At 74.4% G+C, this 23509-nt stretch carries 24 protein-coding genes; 14 read left to right on the top strand and 10 right to left on the bottom strand.

Annotated elements, in window-relative coordinates:
• Nucleotides 1-208: 208 nt before the first annotated feature.
• The 5 genes from EV383_RS15895 to EV383_RS15875 all read left to right on the top strand — a co-directional run bounded on the left by EV383_RS15895 (nt 209) and on the right by EV383_RS15875 (nt 3836).
• Nucleotides 209-1087, top strand: coding sequence for a glycosyltransferase (locus tag EV383_RS15895; RefSeq protein ID WP_130290638.1), 879 nt, complete (start codon nt 209-211; stop codon nt 1085-1087).
• A 155-nt stretch (nt 1088-1242) separates the two neighbouring features.
• A complete protein-coding gene (locus tag EV383_RS15890; protein WP_207223542.1) occupies nt 1243-1965 on the top strand; it encodes an energy-coupling factor ABC transporter permease in 723 nt (240 codons plus the stop codon).
• Nucleotides 1962-2318 (top strand): PDGLE domain-containing protein, encoded by a 357-nt coding sequence (locus EV383_RS15885; protein ID WP_130290637.1) that lies wholly within the window; start codon nt 1962-1964, stop codon nt 2316-2318. The genes EV383_RS15890 and EV383_RS15885 overlap by 4 nt, the downstream gene beginning before the upstream one ends.
• A gap of 7 nt (nt 2319-2325) precedes the next feature.
• On the top strand, nt 2326-3090 hold the full coding sequence (cbiQ, locus tag EV383_RS15880; protein ID WP_130290636.1) for a cobalt ECF transporter T component CbiQ: 765 nt from the start codon (nt 2326-2328) through the stop codon (nt 3088-3090).
• Nucleotides 3075-3836, top strand: coding sequence for an energy-coupling factor ABC transporter ATP-binding protein (locus EV383_RS15875; RefSeq protein ID WP_130290635.1), 762 nt, complete (start codon nt 3075-3077; stop codon nt 3834-3836). Before cbiQ ends, EV383_RS15875 begins: the two co-directional genes overlap by 16 nt.
• Nucleotides 3837-3918: 82 nt before the next feature.
• Here the strand turns inward: EV383_RS15875 and EV383_RS15870 are convergent, their stop codons facing one another.
• The 3 genes from EV383_RS15870 to EV383_RS15860 all read right to left on the bottom strand — a co-directional run bounded on the left by EV383_RS15870 (nt 3919) and on the right by EV383_RS15860 (nt 6639).
• Nucleotides 3919-5106, bottom strand: coding sequence for an SPFH domain-containing protein (locus tag EV383_RS15870; protein ID WP_130290634.1), 1188 nt, complete (start codon nt 5104-5106; stop codon nt 3919-3921).
• Nucleotides 5107-5243: 137 nt separating this feature from the next.
• Nucleotides 5244-5714, bottom strand: a complete 471-nt coding sequence (locus EV383_RS15865; RefSeq protein ID WP_130290633.1) for an NfeD family protein — start codon at nt 5712-5714, stop codon at nt 5244-5246.
• Between the two features lie 76 nt (nt 5715-5790).
• Nucleotides 5791-6639 (bottom strand): DUF3097 domain-containing protein, encoded by an 849-nt coding sequence (locus EV383_RS15860; protein WP_130290632.1) that lies wholly within the window; start codon nt 6637-6639, stop codon nt 5791-5793.
• Nucleotides 6640-6841: 202 nt separating this feature from the next.
• Here EV383_RS15860 and EV383_RS15855 point away from each other — a divergent pair, with 202 nt between their 5' ends.
• The gene (locus EV383_RS15855) at nt 6842-7675 is read left to right on the top strand and encodes a hypothetical protein (RefSeq protein ID WP_130290631.1); all 834 of its coding nucleotides are present in this window, start codon (nt 6842-6844) and stop codon (nt 7673-7675) included.
• 38 nt (nt 7676-7713) lie between these two features.
• Here EV383_RS15855 and EV383_RS15850 read toward each other — a convergent pair whose 3' ends face one another.
• The gene (locus EV383_RS15850; RefSeq protein WP_165438366.1) at nt 7714-10020 is read right to left on the bottom strand and encodes a M20/M25/M40 family metallo-hydrolase; all 2307 of its coding nucleotides are present in this window, start codon (nt 10018-10020) and stop codon (nt 7714-7716) included.
• A gap of 144 nt (nt 10021-10164) precedes the next feature.
• Nucleotides 10165-11055, bottom strand: a complete 891-nt coding sequence (locus EV383_RS15845) for a LysR family transcriptional regulator (RefSeq protein WP_130290629.1) — start codon at nt 11053-11055, stop codon at nt 10165-10167.
• A 71-nt stretch (nt 11056-11126) separates the two neighbouring features.
• Between EV383_RS15845 and EV383_RS15840 the strand changes: the two genes are divergently transcribed.
• Entirely contained in the window at nt 11127-12419 is a 1293-nt protein-coding gene (locus EV383_RS15840; protein ID WP_165438365.1) for an FAD-binding oxidoreductase, read from the top strand.
• A gap of 24 nt (nt 12420-12443) precedes the next feature.
• Here EV383_RS15840 and EV383_RS15835 read toward each other — a convergent pair whose 3' ends face one another.
• Complete coding sequence (locus EV383_RS15835) at nt 12444-13091, bottom strand: TetR/AcrR family transcriptional regulator C-terminal domain-containing protein (protein WP_130290627.1); 648 nt, start codon at nt 13089-13091, stop codon at nt 12444-12446.
• A gap of 205 nt (nt 13092-13296) precedes the next feature.
• Between EV383_RS15835 and EV383_RS15830 the strand changes: the two genes are divergently transcribed.
• Nucleotides 13297-14088: a potassium channel family protein gene (locus EV383_RS15830; RefSeq protein WP_130290626.1), complete on the top strand. Its 792-nt coding sequence runs from the start codon at nt 13297-13299 to the stop codon at nt 14086-14088.
• A 21-nt stretch (nt 14089-14109) separates the two neighbouring features.
• On the opposite strand, the gene EV383_RS15825 is transcribed toward EV383_RS15830, so the two are convergent.
• Together EV383_RS15825 and EV383_RS15820 are read right to left on the bottom strand one after the other, a co-directional pair.
• Nucleotides 14110-14700: a DinB family protein gene (locus EV383_RS15825; protein WP_130290625.1), complete on the bottom strand. Its 591-nt coding sequence runs from the start codon at nt 14698-14700 to the stop codon at nt 14110-14112.
• A 213-nt stretch (nt 14701-14913) separates the two neighbouring features.
• Entirely contained in the window at nt 14914-16029 is a 1116-nt protein-coding gene (locus tag EV383_RS15820) for a coiled-coil domain-containing protein (protein WP_242623125.1), read from the bottom strand.
• A 185-nt stretch (nt 16030-16214) separates the two neighbouring features.
• Between EV383_RS15820 and EV383_RS15815 the strand changes: the two genes are divergently transcribed.
• Both EV383_RS15815 and EV383_RS15810 read left to right on the top strand, forming a co-directional pair.
• Nucleotides 16215-16883, top strand: a complete 669-nt coding sequence (locus tag EV383_RS15815; RefSeq protein WP_130290624.1) for a class I SAM-dependent methyltransferase — start codon at nt 16215-16217, stop codon at nt 16881-16883.
• A gap of 393 nt (nt 16884-17276) precedes the next feature.
• A complete protein-coding gene (locus EV383_RS15810; RefSeq protein WP_130290623.1) occupies nt 17277-18836 on the top strand; it encodes a GMC family oxidoreductase in 1560 nt (519 codons plus the stop codon).
• Here EV383_RS15810 and EV383_RS15805 read toward each other — a convergent pair.
• The gene (locus EV383_RS15805) at nt 18809-19003 is read right to left on the bottom strand and encodes a Rossmann-fold NAD(P)-binding domain-containing protein (protein ID WP_130290622.1); all 195 of its coding nucleotides are present in this window, start codon (nt 19001-19003) and stop codon (nt 18809-18811) included. The two genes, EV383_RS15810 and EV383_RS15805, sit on opposite strands and share 28 nt — an antisense overlap.
• Before the next feature lie 22 nt (nt 19004-19025).
• Nucleotides 19026-19916, bottom strand: coding sequence for an NAD(P)H-binding protein (locus EV383_RS15800; RefSeq protein WP_130290621.1), 891 nt, complete (start codon nt 19914-19916; stop codon nt 19026-19028).
• A 70-nt stretch (nt 19917-19986) separates the two neighbouring features.
• Here EV383_RS15800 and EV383_RS15795 point away from each other — a divergent pair, with 70 nt between their 5' ends.
• From EV383_RS15795 to EV383_RS15780, 4 genes are all read left to right on the top strand, one after another.
• On the top strand, nt 19987-20820 hold the full coding sequence (locus EV383_RS15795; RefSeq protein WP_130290620.1) for a LysR family transcriptional regulator: 834 nt from the start codon (nt 19987-19989) through the stop codon (nt 20818-20820).
• A 71-nt stretch (nt 20821-20891) separates the two neighbouring features.
• Nucleotides 20892-21533: a class I SAM-dependent methyltransferase gene (locus EV383_RS15790; protein WP_130290619.1), complete on the top strand. Its 642-nt coding sequence runs from the start codon at nt 20892-20894 to the stop codon at nt 21531-21533.
• A 66-nt stretch (nt 21534-21599) separates the two neighbouring features.
• Nucleotides 21600-22967, top strand: a complete 1368-nt coding sequence (locus tag EV383_RS15785) for a tyrosine-type recombinase/integrase (protein WP_242623124.1) — start codon at nt 21600-21602, stop codon at nt 22965-22967.
• A gap of 154 nt (nt 22968-23121) precedes the next feature.
• Nucleotides 23122-23505, top strand: coding sequence for a nuclear transport factor 2 family protein (locus EV383_RS15780; RefSeq protein ID WP_130290618.1), 384 nt, complete (start codon nt 23122-23124; stop codon nt 23503-23505).
• Nucleotides 23506-23509 lie beyond the last annotated feature (4 nt).

Here is a 23509-nt window from a genome sequence, read left to right as displayed (position 1 = left end):
TTACGTGACCTGTACCGCAGAGTACCTACGCCATTCGGAGCAACGAACCCGGCCCAACGGCGCGTCGGAGTCGCTCCTGTCCTTCCGCACTGTACTGATCGGCGCGGTGGCGACGGTGGACCCCCCGAAGGCGACGGGGGGACGCGTTCACCGGCGCGGTAGCGTCGGCGGTTGCCCGTCCCCCGTCCTCGACCAGCGTGAGGTGCCCATGCGGCCCGGCGGTTTCCAGCCCAGCGTCTCGATCTGCATTCCGGTCTACAACGGTGAGGCCTTCCTCGCCGAGACCATCCGCAGTGTTCTCGAGCAGACGTTCCGGGATTTCGAGCTCGTCATTCTGGAGAACGCCAGCAGCGACCGCAGCGACGAGATCGCGCGCTCGTTCCCGGACCCGCGGATCCGCGTCGAGCGCAATCGGGAGACGTTGTCCCAGCCGGACAACTGGAACCGCGCCGTCCAGCTGTGCCGCGCACCCCTGGTCAAGCTGCTGTGCGCGGACGACCTGCTGCACCCCCGCTGCCTGGAGCTGCAGGTCCCGCCGATGCGCGACGACCCGTCGCTGGCCCTGGTCGCGTCGCGCCGGCACATGATCGACGAGCAGAGCCGGGTGATCGTGCCCCGTCGCGGTCTGGGTGGTGGCCTGGTCGGTACGCACAGCGGCAGCGAGGTCGCCCGCCGGGTGATCCGCAACGGGGCGAACCCGATCGGCGAGCCGGGCAACGTGCTGTTCCGGATCGAGCAGTTCGTCACCGCGGGCGGCTGGCGCAGCGACCGCCGCTTCATCATGGACCTCGACTGCTGGATGCGGCTGCTGCAGTACGGCGAGTTCCTCGGCCTGCCGGAGACCCTCGCCGCGTTCCGGATCCAGCGCGGCTCGGTCTCCGCGGAGAACGAGCAGGCGATCTACGACGAGCAGCGCGCGCTGATCGAGGAGCTCGGCTCGTCCGGGGCGTTCGACGTGCGCAGCCTGGACGTGACGGTCGGTCGCGTGGCCGCGCCACTGGGCCGGGCCCGGCGCAAGGCCCTGTTCAGCGTCTCCCAGTTCGCGGCCCGCCGCGACGAGAAGGAGACCGCCGACCGGGCCGGGTGACCGGGCAGGACCTGCCCGTTCGGCGGGTTCCGCACCCGGTTCGTCCGTTTTCGCACGTCTTCGCCTCCTGCCACCTCTTGGCCGCAGCCATCCCGGCGCGTTGAATACCCCTGTCACCCGGACGAGCCGGTGACCCGGGCGCCGAGGAGGTCGCGATGCGGACGCACGCCGTCGCGATGCACATGAGTGACGGGCTGGTGAACGGCACGACGTCGCTGCTGTTCGGAGCCGTGGCCCTGATCGCCCTCGCGATCGCGGTGACGCGGGCCCGCGCCGACCTGGACGACCGCACCGCACCGATGGCCGGGCTGGTCACCGCGTTCGTGTTCGCGGTCCAGATGATCAACTTTCCGATCCTGCCCGGCGCCAGCGGCCACCTGCTCGGCGGCGCGCTCGTCGCGATCCTGGTCGGCCCCTGGGTCGGCATGATCTGCATCGCGATCGTGCTGGTCGTGCAATGCCTGCTCTTCGCCGACGGCGGCCTGACCGCTCTCGGCATGAACATCACCAACATGGCCGTGATCGGCGTGTTCACCGGGTTCCTGGTCGCGCTCGCGCTGCGCCGCCTCGCCGTCCGCTCGCGCGGCGGCCTGATCGTGACGGCGTTCGTCGCGGCGTTCCTCAACACCGTCGTCGCGTCGCTGGGCTTCGTGCTCGAGTACGCGATCGGCGGGGCGGGCGGGGCGTCGCTGGGGACGGTGTTGGTCCTGATGGTCGGGCTCCACGCGCTGATCGGGATCGGCGAGGGCGTGATCACCGCGGCCACCGTCGGCGCGGTCGCGGCGATCCGGCCGGACCTGGTGTACCTGCTGCGCGGGGCTCCCGGCTCGGCCCTGGCCCGGCGTTCCGGCGTCGAGGCCGGCGGGGGTGTGGCGTGAACCGGTCCACGCGGTCCCGCCGGCCGCTCGCGTTCTTCCTGGGCTTCCTCCTCGTGGCGCTCGTCGTCGCCGGCGGGATCTCCTACCTCGCCAGCGGCGACCCGGACGGTCTCGACTCGGTCGCTCTCAACGGGTGCCAGACGGTCGAGGTCGGCGGCGAGGAGCAGCTGCAGGGCACCTGTATCGCCCAGAACGAGGCGTCGCACCCGGCGGAGTCCGGCCCGTTCGCGGGCTACACCGTGGGCGGGGCCGAGGGCACGAACGGGGTGGCCGGGGTGGTCGGCGTGCTGGTGACCGTGGTGCTGGCCGGCGGGGTCTTCCAGCTCCTGCGCGGGCGCCGGCGGGACGGCTGAGCCGGGCGTGGGCGCAGGGCACTCGCATCCGCTCCACCTCGACCGGGACTCCCCGGTGCACCGGCTCCCGCCGGAGGTCAAGATCGTCACGGCGTTCCTGGTGGTGGTGTGCGTCGTCGCCACCCCGAGGGAGGCCTTCGCGGTGTTCGCCGGGTTCGCCGTGCTGCTCTGCGGCGTCTGGACGGCGGCCCGGATCCCGCTCGGCTGGATCCTGCGGCGGTCGGTGATCGAGGCACCGTTCGTCGTCCTGGCGGTGCTGCTGCCCTTCACCGGCCCGGCGCCGTCGGTCGAGTGGTGGGGCCTGACCCTGTCGGAGCCCGGCCTGCTCGGGGCGTGGAACATCCTGGTCAAGGGCACGCTCGGCGTCCTGACCTCGCTCACGCTGGCCGCCACCACGCCGATGCGGGACCTGCTCCTGGGCCTGCAACGCCTGCACGCCCCGGCTCTGGTCACCACGATCGCGACCCTGATGCTGCGCTACGCCGACGTCATCACCGGCGAGGCGCGACGGATGCGCCTGTCCCGGGTCTCCCGTGGGCACGACCCCCGTTTCCTCTGGCAGGCCGCCGCGACCGCCCGCGGCGTCGGGGCGCTGTTCGTGCGGTCCTACGAACGCGGCGAGCGCGTGCACCTGGCGATGCTCTCCCGCGGCTGGACCGGGGCGATGCCGCCGATGGCCGACGCGCCCACCACCACGCGACAGTGGGTGGCGGGGCTCTCGGCCGTCGTCGTCGCCGTCGCACTGGCCGGGACCGGATGGGTCCTGACGTGAGCACGCCCTCCCTGCACGTGCACGACCTGGCCTTCGCCTACCCGGACGGGCACCAGGCGCTCTACGGCGTGAACCTCTCCATCGCCCCCGGCGAGCGGGTCGCCCTGCTCGGGCCCAACGGCGCCGGCAAGACGACGCTGGTGCTGCACCTCAACGGCATCCTCGGCGGGCGGGACTCGGGCCGGGCCGAGGGGACGGTCTCGGTCGGCGGGCTGGACGTGGCGAAGCCCCATCTGCAGGAGATCCGGCGCCGGGTCGGGATCGTGTTCCAGGACCCGGACGACCAGCTGTTCATGCCGACCGTCGGCGAGGACGTCGCGTTCGGGCCGGCGAACTTCGGGCTGCGCGGCGCCGAGCTGACCGCCCGGGTGCACCAGGCCCTCGACGCCGTCGGGATGGCCGAGCACACCGACCGGTCGCCGCTGCACCTGTCCGGCGGGCAGCGCCGCCGGGTCGCCCTGGCCACGGTGCTCGCGTGCGACCCGGAGATCCTGGTGCTCGACGAGCCGTCGTCCAACCTGGACCCGGTGGCCCGCCGCGAGCTGGCCGAGGTCCTGCTCGGACTCGACCGGACGATGCTGATGGTCACCCACGACCTGCCCTACGCCCTGCAGCTGTGCCCGCGCAGCGTGGTCCTCGACGGCGGGGTGGTCGCCGCGGACGGCCCCACCCGCGATCTGCTGGCCGACGCGGACCTCCTGGCCCGGCACCGCCTGGAGCTCCCGTTCGGCTTCGTCCTGGCCTGAGCTCCCGCCGCGGGTCCACCCCGGAACGAACGGCACCCTCGTCGGAAAGGTTCCGACGAGGGTGCCGACCGCTGTGGTGTGGTCAGGCCTGACCGTTGGTGTTGCCGGTCTCGATGCTCAGCGTCTCCTCGGTGGTCGCGCGCGGGATCGGCGGCACGTCGGACCCCACCGGCGGCACCTCCTTCTGCGCGGCCTTCGTGGCCTCGGCGACCTGGCGGGCGATCTCCGGGTCGGTGGAGACGTCGAACCAGTCCTTGACGGCCTCGTCGTCGTTCTCCGGGGTGATGTCGCCGTCGGTCCGGCTGGGCTCGTAGCGGAACACGCCGTCCTCGCCGGGCGCCCCGAGCATCTTCGTGAAGCCCTCGAGGGCCTTGCCGAAGTCGCTGGGGACCATCCAGACCTTGTTCGCCTCGCCCTTGGCCATCTCGGGCAGGGTCTGCAGGTACTGGTAGGCGAGCAGCTCCGGGGTGGGCTTGCCCCTCTTGATGGCCGCGAACGTCTTCTCGATCGCCTTGGCCTCACCCTGTGCCTCGAGGTACTGGGCGGCACGGCGACCCTGCGCCCGCAGGATCTCCGACTGGCGCTCGGCCTCGGCGTTGAGGATCGCCGCCTGCTTGGCGCCCTCCGCGGTGAGGATCTGCGACTGCTTCTGGCCCTCGGCGCTGCGGATCGCCGACTCCCGCTGACCCTCGGCGTTCAGGATCATGGCCCGCTTCTCGCGGTCGGCCTTCATCTGCCGCTCCATCGACTCCTGGATGGACGCGGGCGGGTCGATCGCCTTGATCTCGACCCGGCCGACGCGGATGCCCCAGCGTCCGGTGGCCTCGTCGAGCTCGCCGCGCAGGACCGTGTTGATCCGGTCCCGCGAGGTCAGGGTCTGCTCCAGCGTCATGCCGCCGACCACGTTCCGCAGCGTCGTGGTGGTGATCTGCTCGACGCCGGCGATGTAGTTCGCGATCTCGTAGACCGCGGACTTGGCGTCGTGCACCTTGAAGTACACGACGGTGTCGATGTTGACGGTCAGGTTGTCCTGGGTGATCACCGGCTGCGGCGGGAACGAGACGACCTGCTCACGCAGATCCACCCGCTCACGCGTGCGGTCGACGAACGGGATGAGAATCGCGGGGCCGCCCTCGCGGGTGCCCTTGTACTTTCCCAGCCGCTCGATGATGTAGGCCCATTCCTGCGGCACGATCACGATCGACTTCACGACCACCGTGATCACCAGTACCAGCAGGATCACAACGAAGATCAACGTTCCCGGTTCCATCCGGCCCTCCCCCGTACTCGATGTCGCACCGGCAGGGCCGGCGCTCACGTCCCCGGCCCGCGTGGGCCGGTCTGTCCGCGACCCCGGACGGGGTCACGTCGTACACGGCCCCGCGAGGGGGCCAGGTGTGGAGTTGTCTAGGAGGCCAGGTCCCGGTCGTCGGGTCCGGGAAGCTCCCCGCGCCCGGTGACCAGCGCGATCGCGCCGGACACCTCCAGCACGGTGGCGATGGAGCCCTCCTCGATCACCTCGTGGCCGTCCTTGGAGCGGGCCGACCACAGCTCACCGGCGATCTTGACGCGCCCGGTCTCGCCGTCGACGCGGTGCACCACCTCGGCGTCGCGGCCGACCATGGTGCCGTGATGGGTCTCCAACGGAGTCATGGACGACTCGAGGCGGCGGCGGACGATCGGGCGCACGGCCAGCAGCAGCGCCACCGACACCACGGCGAACACCACCGCCGCGCCGAAGAAGCCCAGACCCAGCGCGACGCCGCCGGCCGCGGCGATCGCTCCGCCGCCGAGCATCAGCAGGAACAGTTCTCCGGACACCGCCTCGGCACCGATCAGCACCACTCCTGCGAGTAGCCAGATCAATGCCGGGGTCATATGTCCAGGATGCCAGAAGTCGATCGGGAGGGTCCCCGATCAGCGATTTCCCTTGCCCGGATCGTTATTCCACACGTCACTCGGCGGCTTGTGTCACATGGTCGATGAGCTGCTCGACGGCGCCGATCAACGGCGTTTCCAGGTCCCGGAAACTGCGTACCGCGCCGAGAACGCGACGGGCACCGTCGGCCGGTTCGCCCCAGCCCAGCGCCGTGCAGACGCCGGTCTTCCAGTCCGTGCCGCGCGGGATCCGCGGCCAGGCCCGGATGCCGACGACCTCGGGCTTCACGGCCTCCCACACGTCGACGTAGGGGTGGCCGGTGACCAGCACGTGCTCACCGGCGACGGCCGTCGCCTCACGGGCCTGGCGGGTCTCCTTCGACCCGTCGACGAGGTGGTCGACGAGGATGCCGAGCTTGCGCTTCGGGCCGGGTGAGAACTCGCGCACGGCCGCGGCCAGGTCGTCGACGCCGTGCAGCGGCTCGACGACGATGCCCTCGACGCGCAGGTCGTGGCCCCACACCCGCTCGACGAGCTCGGCGTCGTGCAGGCCCTCCACCCAGATCCGGGCGGCCCGGGCAGTACGGGCCTTGAGGTTCGCGACGTGCACCGAGCCGGACGCGGACAGCGCCCGTCCCGCGGGGGCACCCGGGGCCGGCTTCACCAGGGTCGCCGGCTGCCCCTCGAACAGGAACGCGGCCGGGCGGAGCGGGAAGACCCGTCGTCCGCCGTGGCGGTCCTCGAGCGTGACCTCGCGGGAGTCGATCGCGACGACGGCCCCGCAGAATCCGCTGGCCGGGTCCTCCACGACCAGGCCGCGCTCCGCGGGGACCTGCGGGATCTCCCGGCGGGTCTGCGTGCGGGTGCCGGCGGCGTCGAACGCGCCCCGGTAGTCGTGGGTGCGGGACGGCGGTCGCGTGCTCACGCCGGGCAGTATCGCCGCGGACCGGCGCGGCGCCCGGGCACGACACGCGCCCGCGGCCGGAGTCCACGCGGGCGGCGCAACCCGTCATCGAACGGCGGTGTGCCCCATGAGCTGCGGCGACACCGTGCGCACACCGGAGGCGATCACGATCACCCGCACGGCGCTCGCGCACCCCGGGTGTCCGGTGGTTAGCCTGGCGTCCGTGCCTCGCGCCTCTGCCACCCTGGCGGTGTGGGCCTCGGCGTGGCTCGCCGGGGCCGCCGCACCCGACGACGTCCTGGACTCGCTGGCGCCCTGGTCGCAGGCACACGACGTGCTCGCCACCGACGCCGACACCGCCGAGTGGACCGGTGTCCCGGGCCCCGGCTCCGCGCCGACGTCGATCACCATGCTGCTCGCCGCGCTGCGCCGGATCACCCCGCGCGGACAGGCACGGCTGGTACTGCCCGCGCCCGGCGACGTGCGCGGCCTGCCCGGCCCCGGTCCGTTCAGCCGGGAGGCGACGGCCGCGGGCGAGGGCATCCTGTTCCCCGAGGCCGGGTTCGGCGTCGTGCCCAGCGACATCGCCGACGGCGTCGTGCGCTGGACCGTCTACCGCGTACCCGACCCGGGCCCGGTGCCGGAGTACGTCGCTCTGAACCAGGCCGAGGCCGACCTGCGCGAGCAGGTGCGGACGTCGGCGTCGGTGCTGACCGATCTCGGGGTCGCCCGGCACCGTCCGGGCGTGCGCGAGGAGATCGCCGCCGCGCTGCGCTCGCGGCCGAGGTCGCTCTGGCCGGCGGGGATGCCGCCGCGGGCCCTGCGCGTGCTGCAGCAGGCCGACGAGGTGGACGCGATCCTCGCCGCCGCGGCCGGCGACGAGCTCGGGGGGTGGCAGGAGGCGGAGCCGACGGGGCGGGGAGAGTACGGCGCGCTGTCGGCCTCGGCGGCCGACGCCCGCAGCGAGGCCCTGCGCCCGATCGAGACGGCCGTGCGGGTCGCCCGCCGGGCCGCCGTCGCCGAGGCCGTCCGGATCCTGGTCTCGGTCCCGACGTAGGTCACCCGCCCCGGTGCGGATCGGGCCGTGCGGCGCCCTCAGCCGGTCACCGAGCGCGTGATCACGACGGTGTCGCCGTCCCGGGTCGGCGAGCGTTCCAGCTCGGGCGGGCGCGGGGTCCAGCCGGAGATCCCGGACAGTCCGGTCGTCTGGTCGCGGACGACGAGCCGCTGCGGCGCCGGTGAGTCCGTGCGCAGGACGATCCGCGCTCCCCCGCGCGGCACCGCGAACAGCCGCAGGTTCAGACGTCCCTGCACCGGCAGCACGACCGGCCGTCGTCCGACGTAGGTGACCTCGACCGACGTCACGCCCCCGGTGTCGGCCCGCACGCCGAGGACGTCCGCGCCGCGCCGCGACCCCACGCGCAGCTCGACGGCCCCGCCGGGCAGGCGACGGGCGACCGCCGCGGGCGCCGGCAGCCCGACGACGGGCGCGGGCCCGGTCCGGATCGGCGTGTCCGCCGGCCACGGCAGGTCACGGCCCGGCGCGGTCGGCTCGCCGGTGACGTAGCGGGCGGTCCACGGCGCCGGGACGGGGTCGCGGCTGACCCAGCGCGCGGTGCCGGAGTCGGTGTCGTGCAGGTAGGCGAGATCGGCACGGTCCGGGTGCGCCGCGTCCGGGCGGTCGACGAGGACCCCGAGCGCCCCCAGCCCGACGGCCGCGACCAGCACCGCCACCGGGACGCGCGTGGGCAGCCGCCGCCCGGCGACGAGCGCAGCCAGGGGCGCCAGCGCCAGGACCACGCACAGGGCCGGCAACGCCGACCCGGCCAGCCCGGCGGCGTCGAACAGCGCAACGGAGAACGGCACCAGCAGCACGGCGGTCGCGAGCCCGCCGACGGCCACCGGCAGCGGCCGCCACAGGGGCGGGACGAACACGGCGACGCCGATCCCGAGCGCCGCACCCAGCGCGGGCAGCGCGAACAGGAACGACGCCCCGGGCACCAGCACGGCGGTGACGATCCCGAGCACCGCGAGCCACGCCGTCGCGGCGAGTCCCATCGCGGCGGCCCCGAGCCGGCGTCGCAGCAGCACGCCCCACAGCAGCAGCGCGAGCAGGCCGAGCAGCAGGACCCCGACCTGCGTCAGCTCCGGACGGTGCACGACGCCGGCGCTGTTCGCATAACCCGACCGCGACCACGCCAGCACCCGCCACGCACCCTCCCCGAGCAGTGCCGCCACGCCGACGACCACCGGCCAGGACGCCAGCGCCCCGGCGCACCGCCCGGGGGTGACGAGCCGTCGGCGCAGCGTCGCCACGCCCGCCCCGACGACGGCGAGCGCGGCCAGCGCCGCCAGCGGCAGGACGTAGCCGTCCGGGTAGACCCACAGGTGTCCGAACACCGCGGCGTAGGTGACGTCCCCGGACGGCGGCGCACCGCTGACCGCCGGGTCGAACGGGGCCAGATCGGCCGCGCCGAGCACCTGCGTCAGCGCCAGCATCGACGTGCCCTGCTGCTGCGCCGAGGCCGGATCGAGGTTGGCCGGGGTGTCGCCGGGGGTGTGGTAGCGGCTCGCGCGCTCGACGAACGCGCTGTTCAGACCCGGGCGGCCGGCGGCCAGGAACGGGCTGAGGTCGGTGTCGTTGGGCAGCAGCGCGTAGGCCGCGGCCAGCGCGGAGTGGCCGGCGGGGTGCTGGACGGCGCGGTAGGCGTCGATCAGCCGGGCGTTGCCGGGCGAGGTCTGGAACAGCAGGGCCGGACCACCCGATCCGCGCGCCTCCCAGTTCAGGACGACGGCCGGGCGCCCCCGCAGCGGATCGGCGCGGGTGAAGGCCCGGGCTCCGAGCAGGCCGGACTCCTCGCCGTCGGTGAGCAGGACGACCAGGTCGTTGCGCAGCGCCGGGCCGGTCGACAGGGCCCGCACCGTCTCCAGGATCGCGGCCACCCCGGACGCGTCGTCGGCGGCGCCGGGCCCGGCCGGCACGGAGTCGTAGTGGGCCATCAGCACGACGGCGCCGGTCGGGGCGCTCCCCCGCCGGGTCGCGACGACGTTGTCCACCACGCCGACCGACTGCACGCCGTCACCGGCGAACGTCCCCACCGACGGCGTCGTCGACGTCTGCAGACCCATCGCGCGCAGGCGGACGGCCAGGCCGTCGCGGGCGCGGTCCGATGCGGCACTGCCGATCGGGCGCGGCCGGTCCGCCAGCGCTGCGACGGTCCCCGTCGCGCGGGCCGAGCTGAACGCCGACGGCGGGACGTCGGCGGCCGCGGGTGCGGGTGGCCGCGACGTCACGATCGCCGCCGCCCCGGCCGCGACCAGCACCAGCACGGCGACGAGCAGCACGGCACGGGCCCGGAGGAGCTCCACCCGCGCCGGAACGGTGTTCGGCGTCCCGCTCACGACGCGACGGAGGACGGGACGGCGGATGTCACGGCGCACACTCTGGACCATCGACGCGTCCGGGTCGGCGCATCGACACACCTTCGCAACCTCGCCGCGCCCGGCGTCGCGCCGCCGTGGACCACCGGCCGGTCCCGGGCCGGCTCACAGGGCGGCGAGCACCTCGCCGACCAACGCCCGCGCCGCGGGACCGCTCGGGCCGCCGGACCGCCACGCCAGGTGCAGCCGCGTCCGCACCTCGGGGTCCAGCGGGACGGCCACCGGTGGGACGTCGAGGGCCTGCACGGCCGGTGCCCCCAGAGCCGGCTCCGGCACGACCGCGACCCCCACCCCGCGTGCCGCCAGGCGCAGCAGCAGGCTCATGGCACCGGCCTCGAACGCCACCCGCGCCTGCAGCCCGGCCGCGGCACAGGCGCGGTCCAGCGCCGCCCGCAGACCGTGGCCCTGCGGCAGGCAGATCAGGGGCCGCTCCACCAGCTCGTCCAGCCCGATCCGCGAGCGCCCGGCCAGCGGGTCGTCCGCGGCGACGGCGGCGACCAGCCGGTCGTCGAGCAGCACCCGCCCCTGCAGCCCCTCGGGCAGCTCTCCCGGCGCACCGAGGTAGGCGACGTCCAGGCGCCCGGCCAGCAGCTCGGACTGCAGGGCGTCGGCGGTGTCCTCCCGCAGCGTCACCGTGACCTGCGGGTGCGCGACGGCGAACTCGGCGACGGCGTCGGAGAGCACCGTGTCCGGCAGCGAGGACGCCATCCCGACGGCGACCCGGCCGCGCAGGAGTCCCTGCAGCGCGGCGACGGCGTCGCGGGCGTCGTCGACGGCGGCCAGCGCGGCGTGGGCGTGCGGGAGGACGGCGCGACCGGCCTCGGTCAGCGCGACCGCCCGTGGCCCGCGCTCCAGCAGCGGCTCGCCGAGCTCGCGTTCGAGCTGCCGCAGCTGCGCGCTGACCCCCGGCTGCGCGACGTGCAGCCGGGCCGCGGCACCGGTGATCGTGCCCTCCTCGACGACGGCGACGAGATAGCGCAGGTGACGCAGCTCCATAACAAGCGATGCTAACTCACAGCAGAAACAGCTCTTCGACTTCTGTCACGAACGGCAGCATGCTCGTTCCCATGAGCGCACACACCGCCACCAGCACCCTCGTCGACGAGCTGATCGCGCAGGTCGGCGGCACCGTCCTGGGCCCGGACGCCCCGGAGGCGGCCGAGGAGTCCACCGGGTTCCAGCTGGGCGTACGGCACCGGCCGGGCGCCGTCGTCGCCGCCCGCACCGCCGACGACGTCCGCACCGCGGCCCGCGTCGTCGCCGAACAGGACCTGCCCGTGACCGTGCAGCACACCGGGCACGGCACCCGCGTCCCCGCCGACGGCGGCATCCTGCTGCTGACCGCGGGGATGGACACGATCGACATCGACGCCGCCGAGCGGACCGCCCGGATCGGCGCCGGCGCCGTCTGGGGTGACGTGACCGCGGCCGCGGATGCGGTCGACCTGATGGCGCCGAGCGGCTCCTCCCCCGGCGTCGGGGCGATCGGCTACACGTTCGGCGGTGGACTCGGGCTGACCGGCCGCACGGACGGCTGGGCCGTCGACCACGTGCGCGCGTTCGAGATCGTCGACCGCGTGGGTGACCTGCGCGAGGTCACCACGGACACCGACCCGGACCGGTTCGCCCGGCTGCGCGGTACCGGTCCGGCAGCGGGCGAGGTCGTCACCGCGATGACGATCGGGCTGCTCCCGGCCGGCCCGCTGACCGGCGGCGCGCTCGTGTTCGACCTGGGCCCGATCGACGAGCCGGGCGACGCCGCACCGCTGCACACCTACCGCGCGTGGACCGCTGACCTGCCCGACGCCGTCACCTCCGGGATGTCGGTCGTCACCTACCCGGACTGGGACGTCCTGCCGCCGCACCTGCGCGGACGTCGCATCGCCCGGATCGCCGTGACCGTCCGCGGTGACGCCGCGACGGCCGATGCGCTGCTCGCCCCGCTGCGTGCGGCGACCCGGCCGGCCGAGGACACGGTCGGTCCGCTGCGCCCGGTCGAGTCGTCGCGGGTCTACGCCGAGCCGGAGATGCCGCACGCCTACACCGGCGAGAACCTGCTGCTCGACGACCTGGCCCCGGCCGGGCTGGACGCCGTCGCGGCGCTGGACGGGCCGATGACGGTCGTCGGGATCCGCCACCTCGGTGGCGCGCTGGGCCGTCCCGCCGCGGTGGCGGACACCGTCTCCGGCCGCGACGCCGCCTACCTGGTCGGTGCGCTGTCCCCGCTCGACGCCGAGCAGGCGGTCACCGACCCCGCGTCGGCCGTCGCGGCGGTGGACCCGAGCCGCGCGCTGCGGCCGTTCGGACCGGCCGCGGTGGGCACGATCCGCACCTTCGGCTACGGGCCGCGGGCGGCGTGACCCCTCCGGACGACGGCCGGGGGGCTACCCCCGCACTCCGCCGGCCGTCGTCGGGTCCGATCCGGCGATCAGCGCGGCCAGGCCGTGCTCGAACGCCTCGTCGCTCTCCGGTGGCCCGCCGTCGACCAGCGCCCCGACCAGCAGCGGCGTCATCGCCTCGATCTCGGCGACGTCCGGGACCGGCCCGGTCAGTGCGGCGTGACGCCGGGCGGCACCCTGCTCCTCGATGACGAAACCGGTCACGTAGTGCCCGACGGCCACCAGCAGGCGGAACCCGCCCACGGCGCCGAACCCGGCATCGCACAGCACCCCCAGGTCGGACTCGGTCCGCGCGGCGATCTCGAATCCCGGCCGGGTCCCCACGACCAGCCGTGCCCCGTCGCGGCGCGACAGCAACGCCCGTCGACGCCGGCGCGCACCGTCGGCGACCCACTCCCGCCAGTCCTCGCCGGACCGGACCGGGGTGTGCACGTCGGGCCGCAGGATCTCCCGGGCCATGAGGTCGAGCAGCTCCGCCTTGTCGCGGAAGTGCCAGTACAACGCCGGTGACCTGACCCCCAGCACCTCGGCCAGGCGGCGGACGGAGAGCCCGTCGAGGCCGACCTCGTCGAGCAGGTCGAGCGCGGCGGAGGCCACCGCAGCGCGGTCGAGCCCCGCCCTCACGACTGTCACCCCACTACCTTATCGGCGCTAAGGACCGTGCCACTGATCACCGATAAGGACGGCTCGACGATCGCCGACGGCCCGCGGCGCCGCCGTACGACCGCACGGTGATCGGCGGCGGCCTCCGCCGGGTCCGGGCCGGTCGGGGCCTGACCAGCACGGTTCCGGCATCCGAACCGTTCCGGGGCGGCGTCTCCCGGCGTAGGGTCCGCGCATGGATCAGCCGGTGACGGCCCCCGCCGCCCCCGCGGACCTCGACGACGAGGCCCGCCTCGAGGCCTGGGAACGCCGCAGCGACATCCCCCTGACCGTCCTGTCCGCCGCGTTCCTCGTCGTCTACGCCGTGCAGGTGCTGGCCACCCGGCCCGGCCAGCCCGCGTGGACCGCGCTCGAGGCGGTGCTGTGGCTGACCTGGGCGGTGTTCGTCGTCGACTACGTCGGACGGCTGGTGTGCGCCCGGCATCGACAGCGGTTCGTGCTCGCGAACCCGGTAGACCTGCTCATCGTGCTGGCGCCGTTCTTCCGGTTCCTGCGCCTGCTCCGGTTGATCGCCGCGGTCTCGGTGCTGACCCGGGTGCTGCGCGACGACTTCCGTGGACGAGTCGGCGGGTATCTGATCGTGACCGTCTCGCTGGTGTCCTTCGTCGCGGCGCTGGGGGTGTTCGAGGCCGAGCGGGACGCCCCGGAGTCGTCGATCACGACCTTCGGCGACGCCCTGTGGTGGGTCCTGACCACGATCACGACCGTCGGCTACGGGGACCGCTACCCGGTCACCACCGAGGGACGGCTCGTCGCCGCGGCGCTGATGCTGGCCGGGATCGCCGTGCTGGGCACGGTGACCGCGGCGATCGCGACCTGGTTCCTCGAGCGGGTCGGTGACGAACAGCGCGCCGCGCAGCCGACGCCCGCGGACTGGACCGCCGTGCTCACCGAGCTGCGCACCCTCCGGAACCGGGTCGAGGAGCTGGAGGCCACGACGCCGTCGGAACGCTCGCCCGGCCGCTGAGTCGCCCACCCAGCTCCCTGCTCACCTCCCGCCCGCCTCGCGGGCCAGCGTCTCCAGCCGGTCGTGGTACTCCCGCCGATGCGTCTCGTCGCCGGGCGGCATGTTGTCGTTGCCGTCCCGGAGCCCGGCCGTCCCGTCGATCCGTTCCCGGAGGATGTCGGCGTGCCCGGCGTGACGGTGCGTCTCGGCGATCATGTGGACGAGCGCGCGATGCAGCGTGATCTCCTGTCCGCCCTCGGCCCACCACGGGACCCGGCCGACGGCGTCGAGTTCCAGTGCCTCGACCGTCGCGTCCGAGTGCGCCCACACCCGCCGGTAGAGGGCGACGACGTCGGCGGGTGACTCGTCGGCGGTCGCGAACAGGTCGGCCTGCGGGTCCGCGTCCTCCGCGAACCAGGGCTGGGGCTCGTCGGCCGGGCGTCCGAAGACGGCACCGAGATACCCCATCTCGCACGCCGCGACGTGCTTGACCAGGCCCAGGAGGTTGGTGCCGGTCGGTGTCATCGGCCGGCGCAGGTCGTACTCGCCCAGGCCCTCGGTCTTCCACAACAGGGCCTCGCGCCCCGCCTGCAGGTAGCGGAGCAGCTCCGCCTTCGGTGCCCATCCGGTCATGGCCGGAGGATCGCATCCGGCACCGACAGAACGTCCGCGATCGTTTCCCGGCACCCATCACGCACCAGAAGCACCCGAGCCGGTTGCACGAGAGCTCCGCTCACACGCCCGGGCTGGACGAGCGCTCCGCTCGCACAATCGTTCGGCCGTGGAGCCTGGCCCGTGACGGACGCGGGCCGCGCCCGCGCGCCTGCCGGTAGGCGTCGGTGTCGCTCACGTGCGGGTCGGCGGTGGGCTCTCCGGGCCGGCGTCGTCCTGGGAGCGCAGCGCCGCGACGAGGGTCCGCAGGTCGTCCGGGTGGAGTCGCGCGGCCCGGTCGGAGACCGACTGTTCGGCCCGTTCCCGGCGTGCGGACTCGTCGTCGGCGCGTTCCCGCAGGCGGACGGCCTCGGCGCGGGCCGTGTCCAGTTCGGCGCGGACCTCGGCCAGTTCGGAGCGAGCGTCGTCGCGGACCCGGTCGCGCTCGGCCACGAGCTCGTCGACCCGGAGCCGGGTGGTGTCCCGCTCCGCCCGCGCGGCATCGCGTTCGGACGACAGGCGGTCCCGCTCCTCCCGGGCGTGGTCGCGTTCGGCGCGGACCGTGGCCAGGTCGGTGCGCAGCCCGTCGGCGACCGCGCGGGCGTCATCCCGTTCGGAGGTGACGGCGGCGATCCGGGCCCGTTCACCGTCGCGTTCGTCCTGGGCGCGGTGGGCGTCGAGAACCGCCTCGGCCCGCGCCTGCTCGGAGGCCGCGGCCCGGGCCTCCGCCGCGGCCGCCTCCTCGTTCGCCCGCGCCCGTGCCGCGCCGGCCTCCTCGACCTGCTGGCGCGCGGCACCGAGAGCCTCCGTCGCCTCCATCACCTGCTGGGCGGCGGCGGTCGCCCGGGTGACCGCGTCCGCCCGGTCGGTTGCCGCCGCCTCGGCCTTCCGGACCGCCTCGCGGGCCCGGGCGACGGCCTCGTCCCGCACCCGTTCCGCCTCGGTACGGGCACGCTCGGCGTCGGCGGTCCGCGTCCGGGCCTGCTCGACGGCGTCGACCGCCTCGCGCTGGACCTGGTCCAGCCGGGCCCCCACCCCGTCGAGGGCCTCCCCCAGCTCCCGGACCGGCCCGCGGACGGCGTCGACGTGTTCGCGCAACCGGTCGGCGTCGAGCGCGAACGCGCCGGCGCCGGCGTCGAGCCCGAGTGCCCCGAGGGCTTCCCGCTCGGCGCGGGCCATCTGCGAGCAGGTCTGCCCGCCCGGCCACCGCGTGTCCCGGCAGAACGTCCGGGGCCGCCCACCCTGCGGGCCCGGCGCCGGCAGCTCGGCGCGGCATCGGCTGTATCCGCAGCGTACGGCGTCGTCGTCCACGTCGAGCAGCGTACCAGTTCGAGTATTGATAACTAATAACCATGTATTCAGTATCAAAACTAGCTGCAGCTACCAACGGAACCATCGTTTCGTTCGTGCTTTCGGTCGTCCGCCCGGCGAAAACCAGGAGGGGGCCGGCGCGTCGCTCCGTCGGGGACGCACCGGCCCCTTCTACGGTCGGATCGATGAGCGCCTCGCCCGTGCGTCGTCCGACCGACCTCGATGTGGTGCGCGAGTCCTACGACCGCGTCGCGGACAACTACGTGGACATGGTCGTCACGACCGGCGTCGGCGACGTCCGCAACCACCCGTGGCTCAAGGCCGCGATGGACGTCTTCGTCGACGCGGTCGCCGGGCGCGGACCGGTCCTCGACGTCGGGTGCGGGCCGGGCACCGTCACGTCTTACCTCGTCGAGCACGGCGTCGACGCGACCGGCGTGGACCTCTCACCGCGCATGATCGAGCACGCGCGCCGCCTCCACCCCCACTGCCGATTCGACGTGGCCTCGGCGACCGAGCTCGAGCCGGCCGAGTCGTCGCTGGCCGGGGTGCTGGGCTGGTGGTCGTTGTTTAACCTGCCCCGCGATGTACTGCCGCAGGTCCTGGCGTCGTTCGCCCGTGCCCTCGCACCCGGGGGTCATCTGATCCTCGCGACGCACGCGGGCGACGACGATCTCGTCCGTACCGAGGCCTACGGCGGTGTCGCCGTGAGCTGGACGACCTACCAGTGGCGACCCGAGCAGCTCACCTCGTTGATCGAGCAGGCCGGACTTCGGCTGGTGGCCGACCTACGGCTCCCGCCCGACGGCCGGTCCGGCGCGGTCGTCGTGCTCGTGGCGCGGCGTGATCGCTGAACGTACGAGACCGGCGATCGTGATCGGTACGGGTCAGGGCGCGTTCAGGACCCGTTCCAGCGTGGCGTAGCCGGCCGGCTCCCAGGTCGCTTTTCCCTCCGGGCAGGCCGAGCCTGCCGGTTCCGCCGTCCCGGAGGGCAGCAGGCGTAGGCGTCGGCAGCGGGGCGCGGCGTCGTCGGCCTGCCGGTAGGTCAGCCGGGCGGATACCGCGCACAGAGCGTGCCCCGTCCTGCTCCGCTCGCCCGGCCGACCTCGGCCGGGTCCGTGCACCCGCAGCGGGAAGAATCGGACGAAACGCTTGAGTGTGCCGCTACGGCACGGTGTCTCCTGACCTCAGCCGATCCGTGCGGGCGACCGTCCGCCGGGAGGCCCCAGGACAGAGGAAGGGACCCGATGTACGACACGATCATCGTCGGAGCCGGATCCGCGGGTGCGACGATCGCGTCCCGGCTGACCGAGGACGACCACCGGAGCGTCCTGCTCCTCGAGGCCGGTCCGGACTACCGCTCGGCCGAGACCTCCCCCGAGCTCCGGAGCGTCGAGCCGGGCGCGATCGGGCTGACGGCACAGCTCGCGGACACCCACACCTTCCCGAACCTGACGGCCACGAGGTCCGCGGCCCAGTCTGCGCTGCCGTACGTGCGGGGACGCGGCGTCGGCGGCAGCTCCGCCGTCAACGGCCTGTTCGCGATCCGGGCCACCGTGGAGGACTTCGACGGCTGGGCGGCCCGCGGCGCCACCGGCTGGGGCTTCGACGACGTCCTGCCCCTGCTCAACAGGCTCGAGAACGACCGCGACTTCGGCGACGAGCCGTTCCACGGCGACGCGGGCCCGATCCCCGTCACGCGACCGCGCCGGGAGAACTTCGCGACGATCGAGAGGGCCGTCGACCAGGCCACCGAGCGGCTGGGCCACCCGTGGGCGCCCGACCACAACGCCCCCGGCTCGACCGGCGTCTCGCCGTACGCCTACAACGGCGTCGACGGGCGGCGCGTCTCGACCAACGATGCCTACCTCGAACCGGCCCGCGACCGGCCCGGGCTGACCGTCGTCGGCGACGCCCTGGTCGACCGGATCCTGTTCTCCGGCACCCTCGCCGTCGGTGTGGTCGCGATCGTCGGCGGCGAGACCGTCGAGTACCGGGCCCGCGACGTCGTTCTGTCGGCCGGCGCGATCGGATCCCCCGCGATCCTGCTGCGCTCCGGGGTCGGCCCGTCGGCGGACCTGCGGGCACTGGGCGTCGAGCCCGTCGCGAACCTCCCGGTCGGGCACGGTCTGCAGGACCACCCCGGGATCGTGCTGGCCCTCGGCCTGCACGAACCGCCCGACTTCGGGGACGAGCCGCAGCGCGGTCAGCTCTGCGTGCGGTTCAGCACCGGGGTCGGCGACGAGGTCAACGACGCGATGCTGGCCACGCCGGGCGCGCTGGGCATCGGCGTCCCGGCCGCCGGGGTCATCGGCTGGGGCAACCACGTCGTCTCGACCGGCCGCGTGCAGCTCGCCTCGACCGATCCCTCCGTCGACCCGCAGGTCGACTTCGACATGCTCTCCCACCCCGACGACATGCGACGGTTCCGCGTGGTCGTCGACGAGCTGCGCACGCTGGCCGCACAGCCGGAGCTGCAGAAGGTCGCCACCGCGTCCTGGCTGGGCACGGGCATGGCCGATCCCGCGACGACGATGTCGGACCGGGAGTTCGCCGAGTTCGCGCTGGCCAACGTGATCGACACGGTGCACGCGTCCGGGTCCTGCCGGATGGGCGCACCGGACGACCCGGACGTCGTCGTCGACCCGGAAGGGCGGGTCCTCGGTGTCGACGGTCTGCGCGTCGCCGACGCGAGCGTCTTCCCCTGGGTGACCCGCGCCAACGCACACCTGACCGCGGTCCTGGTCGGCGAGAAGATCGCCGACGCGATCCGGTCGGCTCACCGGGGGACGGTCTCGCCCCGGTAGTCGAGGAACCGCAGTCCCGGCTCACCGGCGTGGGCGGTGATCGCGTCCACGACCCCGGGGACGGTCGGTGTCGCGCCCGGGCCGCCGAGCACGGTCCGCACGTGCCCGGGGTCGATCAGCAGCAGGCTGCGCGGGTCGTCCTGGTGACGGGCGGCGTAGGAGCGCATCAGCCGTGGTCGGCGTCGGGGCTCAGGCGAGCACCGCCGGGCGCAGGACGTCCTCGCACCACTGCCGGAACGTCGTCGGGCTCGCGGTGTCCGGGGTGCGGGCCACGCCGTCGTCGAGACCCTCGTCCTTCGCCCGCATCATGTCGACCATGCCCCGGGCGAACGCCTCGCCCGCCCCGAACCCGGTGAGCCGCGCTGCGAGGTTCTCGAGCGGCTCGCGCCGGTAGCGGACGGGACGGCCGAGCACCTCGGTCATGATGCGTGCCATGTCCTCCTGCGAGAGGTCCTCCGGGCCGAGCACCGCGACGCTGCCGGCGCCGGTCCAGGACCGGTCGAGCAGCAGGTCGACGGCGACCGCGGCGATGTCGCGGGTCGCGGCGGACGGTGCGCGACGGTCGGGCGCCTGGGTGTCGGTGAACACCCCGTCGTCGCGGATCGAGGCGATCTGGCGCAGCAGATTGTCCATGAACGTCGGGTTCGCCAGCGCCCGGTAGGCGACGCCGGTGGCGGCGATCAGGTCGTCCATGGCGAGCGAGGCCGTGACGAGCCCGGCGCGGTCCGCGACGGGTGTGCCCCGGCCGAGCGCCGAGACCCCGACGACGTGGGAGACCCCGTGCACCGTGAACGCCTTCGCGGCGGCCCGGGTGAACCCGGAGTACGCGACGTCGAGGCTCGGGGCCTGCGAATCCGGCGGGACGAGCCAGAACACGGCGTCGGCGCCGTCGAAGGCCCGGTCGACGACGTCGGCGTCACCGTGCGATCCGGCGACGACCTCGACGCGGTCGCGGACCGGCGCGGGGAGCCTGGCGGGGTCGCGGACGACGACGCGGACCTCCTCCGACGGCGCGGTCTCGAGGACGCGGGTGAGGACCTGGCTGCCGATGTCGCCCGTGGGCGTGGTGATGACCAACATGGGCCCAACCCTGCGCCTGGCCTGCGGAGATCGTCCAATACCTGTCGGCGACGATTGATACCCTCAGGGCATGGATCTGGACCTGCTCAAGCTGCGCTACTTCGCCGCGGTCGCCGAGCACCGGCACTTCGGGCGGGCCGCCGAGGAGCTCTACATCGCGCAGCCCGTCCTGAGCCGCCAGATCCGGGCGCTGGAGCAGGAGCTCGGGTGCGCGCTCCTGACCCGGACGACGCGCAGCGTGCAGCTCACCCCCGCCGGTGAGCAGCTCCGGGAGGAGGCGCGCGGGGTGTTCGCGACCGTCGACTCCGCCGTCCGGCGTGTGCTCGAGGCCGGCCGGGGCGTCGAGCGGCTGGTCGTCGCGTTCGCGCCCGGCCTGCACGTGTCCGACGCGGTCCGGGCGTTCACCGCGACCCACGCCGGCGTCGAGATCCAGCTGCTCCGCCTGCACTGGTGGGAGCAGACCGCGCCGCTGCGCGACGGCCGTGCCGACGTCGGGGTGCTCCGCCGCCCGTTCGACGACGCCAGCCTGCGCACCGTCGACCTCGGCGCCGAGGCGAAGGTCGCCTGCATGCCCGCGACGCACCCGCTCGCGCGGCGCCGCTCGTTGACCGCGGCCGACCTCGAGGGCGAGACGATCCTCGACGCGCACGCGCGGCGGACGTCGTCGCTGGAGGAGAAGTTCGAGCTCATCGCCGCCGGGTACGGCATCGCCATGGTGCCGAGCACGGTCGCGGAGTCGTACTCGCGACCCGACCTCGTCCACCTCCCGGTGACCGACTCGGTCCCCGTCGAGACCTGCGTGGTCGTGTCACAGGACCGCCGGGAACGCCGGGTCCTCGACTTCGTGGAGATCGCCGCGGCGACCCTGCGCGAGCAGCCGCCGCGGCTCGCCGCCGTGGACTGACCCTTGACCTCGAGCCGGATTCAGGTTGCACCGTCGGGTGTGACACCGGCACATCGAGCAGGGAGACGACCATGGACGTCACGCCGACCACCGACCGCTTCGAGCAGGCCTACCTCGACGGGACTCCGCCGTGGGTGATCGACGAGCCGCAACCGGCGGTCGTCGTGCTCCAGCGGGCGGGCGGGTTCCGGGGCCGCGTCCTCGACATCGGCTGCGGCACCGGCGAGCACACGCTGCACCTGGCCTCCCTGGGCCACGACGTACTCGGAGCCGACGCCGCACCGTCCGCACTGGCGCGGGCCCGCACCGCCGCCGCCGAGCGCGGTGTCACCGCCCGGTTCACCGAGGTCGACGCCCTGGACCCGGCCGGCCTGCGAGCCCTGGGTGGGTTCGACACGGTGCTCGACAGCGCCCTGTTCCACATCTTCGACGCACGCGACCGGGTCCGCTACGCCGACGCCCTGCTCGGGGTCTGCGCACCCGGTGCCACCCTGCACCTGCTCGCCCTCTCCACCCGCGGGCCGGGCTTCGGCCCCGAGATCGACGAGTCCGACATCCGCACCGCGTTCGACCGTCCCGGGTGGCGGGTCGACGGCGTGGGGACGAGCACGTACCGCGGTGTCGTGGCCGAGCACCAGAGCGCTGCGCTCGGTATCCCGGCCGGTGACCGGGTCGACGTCCCGGCGTGGCTGGCCCGCATCCGGCGGGTCTGAGGACCGGGCGTCACACCCGCGGCGGGTCTGCGCCGGGGACGGTGGCGCGTGGGAGACGATCGGTGGGTGGCCGACGAGACGATCTCCGGGCCGATCGCGGTGCTGGCGAGCCTGCCCCGGCCGGTTCCGCCGCCGGACCTGCAGCCCGAGAGCGAGTGGCCCGGCGTCGAGGACCCCGACGCGCTGCGTGCCCTGGTCGCGCAGTGGCTCGCCGGCTACGGCGGAGCCCAGACCCGGCGTACCTACGCCTACGCCCTCGGGCTGCCGATCGGCTGGGCGGACGGGGTGACGGGCCGGCCGGACACCGCCGCCGGGGGCGGCAGCACCGGGGGCGGCAGCACCGGGGGCGGCAGCACCGGGGGCGGCAGCACCGGGGGCGGCAGCACCGGGGCCCGCGCCACCGCCCCCGTGTCCGGCTCGCCGGGACCCGCCGAGTCGTCCGGGGCCGGTACCGGCCGGTCCCCGGGGCGCACTCCCCCACCCGCCCCGCGCGGGCCGTTGCACCATCTGGCCTGGTTCCGCTGGTGCGCCTCCCGGTCCCTGGACCCCCGGCACGCGACCGCCACCCACGTCACGGCCTGGCTGCACGCCCTCGACACCGCCGGCGCGCAGAAGCGGACCCGGGCCCGGATGCTCTCGACCGTGTCCGCGTTCTACGGCCACCTCCTCGACGAGGGGGTGATCGCCGGCAATCCGGCCGCGCTCAACCGCAAGCGCCTCGGCCTCTCCGGCGGCTCGCGCGACCCGTCGCCGACGGTCCGGCTGACCGCGGCGCAGGTCAGAGCCCTGCTGGAGTCGGCGGCGCGGCTGCCACACCCCACCCGGCACCGCGATCTCTACGCCCTGCGCGCGGTCACCGTCGTCGCGCTGCTGTCGCTGGGCCTGCGGGTCTCCGAGGTGGCCGGGCTGGACCGCGACGACCTCGTCGTCTCCGGCGGGGAACGCCTGCTGCGGGTGCTGGGCAAGGGCGGGGTCCGGCGCGAGGTCTACCTGACCGGTCTCGCCGCGGACGCGCTCACCGCCTACCTGGCCGAACGGGACCGCACGGCGGGCACGGCCGTTCCCGCCCGGCGCGGGCGGGGCGCCGCGTCGTCGCCTCTGCTGGCGACCCGCGACGGCGGCCGCTGCACCCGGTTCGCCCTCTACACGCTGCTGCGCCGCGTCGCCGAGACCGGCGGCCCGGAGCTCGACGACGTCGCCGACCGGGTGCACCCGCACGCCCTGCGCCACGCCTACGTGACGATCGCGCTGGAGAACGGCGCCCCGATCCAGCACGTCCAGGCCGACGTCGGGCACGCCACGATCGCCACCACCCAGCACTACGACCGCGGACGGCGGACCCGCTCGTCCAGCGCCGCCGACGTCGTCGCCGAGGCCCTGCGCCCGACCGGCGGGGGCACGGGTCCTCGGGAGTCCGGCACCTCGACGTCCTGACCGCCGCGGGTGGATGCACGTCCCGCGGAGACGGCAGGCGACGTCGGGGGCGGCGCGGGAGACCGCCGGCCGCCGGATGTCCCCCGGAGTGGGGTGTCCCACGGCTCCGGATCGGGGCACGATCGGGCGTCAGGACCGAAGCACCGGAGGATCAATGACGACCACCGACACGACCCCCGCCGCCCGCATCATCGCCGCCCTGGACGCACTGGACGTCGACCGGGAGCTGATCGCCGACGGCGCCACCGCCTGGCACAACTTCGACGATCTCGACATGGCGCTGGTCGACACGTTCGAGTCGGTCCGCACGATCCGGACGAAGGTCCCCGACTTCCGGTTCACCGACGTCCGGACCACCGCCCCCGGCGACGACGGCATCTCCGTCGCCCGTTACACCTTCCGCGGCACGCTGCCCGACGGCGGTGAGGTCGCCGCCCACGCCTGCCTGGTCGTGCACTCCGACGGCGGGAAGGTCACCCGCATCGAGGAGTACCTCGACACCGCCCAGCTCGCCCCGATCCTCGCCCTGCTGGCCTGATCCG

It is taken from the genome of Pseudonocardia sediminis (assembly GCF_004217185.1).
Classification (GTDB): Bacteria; Actinomycetota; Actinomycetes; order Mycobacteriales; family Pseudonocardiaceae; genus Pseudonocardia; species Pseudonocardia sediminis.
This window is presented reverse-complemented; position numbering and strand designations above follow the sequence as displayed.